Genomic DNA, 4,139 nt, shown 5'->3' with positions numbered 1-4,139 from the left:
CCAAAACCGCCGCGAGCGTCAATGATCCCCTGACTCGGTCGCCTCGTCTCATCTTGATTGACGCGCCGCTCTCATCCTGATTGTCGCGCTATATAGACCAATGGCGCGTTGTCTCAGATGGGCCATTTTGTGGAAGCTTGGGGCACGCAGCGGCGACGCTACAACGTTGCGGGCCTTCAGCACCAGCGCCGGATAGGGACGCTGGTGTTTTTTCAGGCGAGTAGATCGTTCCTGGTCTGAAGTATCCGCACGAACGTCCGGCCTTACACTCCGAAGGAATGTCTCATCTGAGCGGCCATGCGCTGTACCGCGTCCGTATATTGACCACGGTTGAAGTACTGATCGCCGATAAATAGGCCAACGATCACGCCTATTGCGATGAACAGCCCTTTCATGATGCCGATCCTTAAGGTCAGCGTAGCCATCGCTGAGGATCGTCGCAGGGGCGCTTTAAAAAACCCTTGATAGGCCTATCCGGGGAACTCCGGGTAGAGAGAGAGGGGCAGTATCGAAGCTGCCGACCTCCAACAGCTAAACGATCGGCGGATCAAGTGACGGCCCCAGCACCGGCCTCTAGGCCCCCAGAGGTGCTGGGGCTGTCTTATGGGAACAGATCTTTGCCAGCCTGAGTCATCCTCACGAACGTCCCGCTCTCGTGGTACTCGAGCCAGCCCTGATCCTTGGCGTACATCAAGCCTGCCCAGTATTCGGCCGGCGTCGCCTTGTCCTCGTCGATCACGGGGCGGTTGATTTTCTCGATGTAGACGCGGCCATCTTGGACGGGCTCGAACGCTCGAGCGTGCTCCATGATTCTACGGGCAGCTTTCTCGGGATTGGCGTAGGGGCGATCTGCTGTGAGTTTCATCGGCGGGGAATCACGATTTCCACGCTTTACTGAATGGCATCGCGTGACCGACCATGTCATGCCAATTTGGGACGATGTTCACAGCACTGGCGGCTCCACAGCCCGTGCACACCAAGCGCCACCCGACGCGCGACCAAGGTTGATCCTGGGGCAGAGCGTCCAACCTCAAGTCCACCATGCGACCGCAGCCGCCGTGACACTGGATGTTGCAGGTTACGTGGCCATCCGCGAGCCATTGAGCGGGACTGCCCGGCGGGTAACGGCCGGACCATTTCGTGTATCGACGTCTGCCCATGCACCGATGATCGCGCCGATCGCGCGCGAAGAGAAGCCGCTACCCGCTCGTTGCAACTGAATGTGACCCCAATCACGGTGCAGCCGGGCGGCAGACGGCTAATCCTCATGGGCGTTGGAGCGGGATTGGCCTCGCTCCCCTAGACCCCCTTGGAGATAGCAATGATGAAGTCGAATGAGATTAGAGAACTGGACATCATCGAACTCGAGATCGTTGCCGGCGGCGGCAAAAATGAAGGGAGCATCGTCTTTGCGAAGGCCGGGTACAATGGCGCGGACGTGTGGAATCAGTTCGTGGGCTGTGCTGGACTCTCCGGGCTAGCAGTCGGGGGTTTTCAGCAGATTACGGGAGGAGGCTGCCCCAAATAGAACGAAAACTGGCCGCTTCTGATTGGAGCGCAACGTAACAAGGCTTGCGGCACCGCCGACTGGTGCGCGCTAGGCGCCAGCCGACGCGCGTACCCTGTAAGTCTCACCTCTAGACCCGGAGAGGGAAGGAGCCGCTAGCGAACCGCGTCCTTGCATGTCGGGTTGTCTGGTTGCTGTTTGCATAGGCGCGCTACCTCTGCCTTGAGATCATCCGCCCTCGCCTGTCTGCATGACTTTTCGATCTCGTGCGCCTCATAGGTCTGGCTCGCAACCCGAGCATACCGAATCTGCTGCTCGTAAATGAAGGCAGACTTTCCAGTATAGCCGCCGAGGTCCCAGGACTACTTCATCGTAAAACTGAGCAGAGTCGGGATCTCGAAGGTTAGACTGTATCGCTGCACGCGCCTCGGAGATGGCTGACTGTTCGCTGTTAGCCGGTGTTCTGATCGAGATTGTCACTCCCGATGGTCAAACCATCAGAACGATGACCTATCAGAGCACCAGGGTAGCCATCGGTGCGGCGAAGAGGACAATCAACCTACATCCCGAACACATGCGATCTGGCGTTCGGGCTCGCTCCCTTAGCGCTAGAACTTGCAATCGCGCCGAAATTGCCAAATCTGTCTGAGTGAGAGGCCGCTTTCGATCGCGATGGCCATCGGCCTCACCTCGCTCTACGTCCATGCGACGCGCGTCCTCGCAAGTATACCCACATTCAACTTGCGCAAATACCGGCCTTGCGCAGCTCCGCCATGGCGGGAGCGACGCGACCTGTGGCGTTATGCGACCGCTGGATGCCAAAAGGCGCAAGGGGCCGCCTTACCGACGTGTTAGACTATTCTGGCGGATGCGATGACCGGACCACGCTAGACAGTGGGTATCGCACCACACGGTGCGGGTTGCCCGCCGCTTCGCTAGGAACCAAAACGGCAAGCGTAAGGTTGTTGTTGTAGTGCGCGAGCGTGGCGGCAATTCCGTCCCCGCCGTTTTCAGTTCAGAAAGCCAACCTCTTCATTCATTCGCGCCCGCATCGCGAAGGGAACGATCGTGCATGCGGACGAAGCAGCTTCATGGGATAACTTACATGAGCGTTTCGAGATCAAAGGAATCAACCATCAGGAGGCATACAGCCTCGATGGCGCGTGCACTAACATGGCTGAGGAATACTTCTCTCGCCTGCGACGCGCCGAGATCGGAATTCACCACAACATCGCCGGTGCGTATCTCCTCCGGTACGCACAGGAGTCCTCATGGCGTGAGGACAACCGTGGGGTCTCGAATGGGGATCAGGTGAACCGCATCAACAGCAGTCCGGGAGCCGCGAGTCCCGGAGCCACCCTCAATGACACCAAGGAACGGGGCGGACCCGGCGCGACGAAATCGAGCCGGGGAAAGTCGCACAAGCGCCGCCCACGGCTGTAACCGCACAGGTGCGATGGAGTGTACAAAGACGCGATCATGGACGAGCTGCGACAAGTCGAGCTCGATGTGGTTGAAGGCGAAAGGCGTCTTGCAGACCTGGACGCCCTTTTGTTCGAATTGAAGCGGCGGAAAGAAGACACCACGAGGGCGCAAGCCGAATTGGAGGTAATGCGTAAATTCAACTCGACCGCGAGCAGCACCGTCAACGACTGCTTTCGCTTCTGCATCCGTAGTGCACAAGGATTTGCTGATGACTCCACGAGAACGCCGCGACATCCCGCGGATTATTGCGGCAGCCATTTTAGCTTTCATCCTAGCCGTCGTGGCGGGAGGACTTGCATATTTCCGTTAGCCGCCCGCTGCCAATCTGGGGACGTTACCTCACTCACCCTTGTCCGTCATTTCGCGCTCTGCTTGCAGCCAGAAATCCAGGTCACGGCCTGGAGGCCGGCCCGCCTCTTCCCAAAGATCTCTGGCGCGAGCCCGGATTTCTTCTTGTCCCGGACCGCGAGACACCAACCGCTGCAGCCTTTGCCTAAGATCATTCGCAAAATCGCGTATCCGCTCGTAGGTAGTGAGGTCTGTCGTGACCGCAGCTAGCCGTCTCGCCTGATCGAGTTGACGTTCCAGTTCCCAGCGGCTGACGTTCTCATGCCTAGGCATAATTTCTAGTACGATAAGCGACGCAAATAGTTCATTCGCGCTCAATGGCAATCTGACGAAATCGTTGTTCGCGATGAACCCAACCTACCGGGACTTCTCTGTGGGAGACCCGAGTTCCACTCTCATGAGTTCAAGAGCCGGCCTAAAATTCAGTGAGTGGTGAGTTTGAGACCGCTCATGCACGAGTCCAACGCCTGCATCATTGGGCCTGATGGTCACATCACACAGCGCATCGACCGCGGACCATGCAGGTCCAGATCGAAAGTTAGAGGAACCTCTAGCTTACGCGGAACTTTCATCCCCGTTTCGGGCAGAGAACCGAACGAGGGAAAGGACGATGGGTGCGAAACGTCGACGTGTGAAGCAGACAAACTCACTTGAAGAAAGACTTTTCGAGCGCGCTAGACAGCTGCGCCAACAGGCCGCAGCACTCCCCCCAGGTATTGCGAAGGATGCACCGCAGAAGCTTGCCCGACAAGCTGAAGCTGGGGCAAGCATGCCCGAATGGCTGCGCGCTCCCGAGGTC

Annotated in this window: 6 protein-coding genes; 3 read left to right on the top strand and 3 right to left on the bottom strand. The window is 58.2% G+C overall.

The features are described 5' to 3' along the window. Window positions 1-263: 263 nt before the first annotated feature. Both AC628_RS44575 and AC628_RS40530 read right to left on the bottom strand, forming a co-directional pair. Window positions 264-425, bottom strand: a complete 162-nt coding sequence (locus tag AC628_RS44575) for a hypothetical protein (RefSeq protein ID WP_168193545.1) — start codon at window positions 423-425, stop codon at window positions 264-266. Window positions 426-601: 176 nt separating this feature from the next. Further along, complete coding sequence (locus AC628_RS40530) at window positions 602-865, bottom strand: hypothetical protein (protein ID WP_074132373.1); 264 nt, start codon at window positions 863-865, stop codon at window positions 602-604. A gap of 456 nt (window positions 866-1,321) precedes the next feature. Here AC628_RS40530 and AC628_RS40525 point away from each other — a divergent pair, with 456 nt between their 5' ends. Next, window positions 1,322-1,528 carry a hypothetical protein gene (locus AC628_RS40525; RefSeq protein WP_074132371.1) on the top strand — a complete coding sequence of 69 codons (207 nt, stop codon included), beginning with the start codon at window positions 1,322-1,324 and terminating at the stop codon, window positions 1,526-1,528. A 1,047-nt stretch (window positions 1,529-2,575) separates the two neighbouring features. Then, complete coding sequence (locus AC628_RS46280) at window positions 2,576-2,950, top strand: transposase (RefSeq protein WP_074132369.1); 375 nt, start codon at window positions 2,576-2,578, stop codon at window positions 2,948-2,950. Between the two features lie 381 nt (window positions 2,951-3,331). On the opposite strand, the gene AC628_RS43615 is transcribed toward AC628_RS46280, so the two are convergent. Further along, window positions 3,332-3,613 (bottom strand): DUF2934 domain-containing protein, encoded by a 282-nt coding sequence (locus AC628_RS43615; protein ID WP_074132375.1) that lies wholly within the window; start codon window positions 3,611-3,613, stop codon window positions 3,332-3,334. 337 nt (window positions 3,614-3,950) lie between these two features. Between AC628_RS43615 and AC628_RS44975 the strand changes: the two genes are divergently transcribed. Then, window positions 3,951-4,139 (top strand): hypothetical protein (locus AC628_RS44975; RefSeq protein WP_143202078.1); only part of this gene is annotated, 189 nt, incomplete at its 3' end.

This window comes from Bradyrhizobium sp. NAS96.2 (assembly GCF_001908235.1).
GTDB lineage: Bacteria > Pseudomonadota > Alphaproteobacteria > Rhizobiales > Xanthobacteraceae > Bradyrhizobium.
This window is presented reverse-complemented; position numbering and strand designations above follow the sequence as displayed.